Below are 247 nucleotides of genomic sequence, written 5' to 3'. Positions count from 1 at the left end.
ACACTCTCTCCGTCGTCGGCAGCGTCAGATGTGTATAAGAGACAGGGCATCTCCCGCGCGTCGGGCGAGCGACGCGTCGACGTGTCGCGTCGTGGCGGTCGACGGCGTTGCCCCAGAGCATGGTCCCGAGCGCCAGGGGCGTGACCTGTCTCTTATACACATCTCCGAGCCCACGAGACGCGTAGTAATCTGGGGGGGAGTGTTGTTTTTTTGGGGAGGGGGGGGGGGGGGGGGGGGGGGGGGGGGG

At 67.2% G+C, this 247-nt stretch carries 1 protein-coding gene; it reads right to left on the bottom strand.

What is annotated here, in order from left to right; all coding sequences use genetic code 11:
• Positions 1-247, bottom strand: a 247-nt coding sequence (locus ACPYOM_RS23335) for a hypothetical protein (protein ID WP_481347796.1), incomplete at both ends; no start/stop codon positions are given.

This window comes from Monashia sp. HAY1-2A, assembly GCF_056755315.1.
The sequence above is the reverse complement of the archived record's forward strand: the minus strand, read 5'-3'. Positions and strand labels throughout refer to the sequence as shown.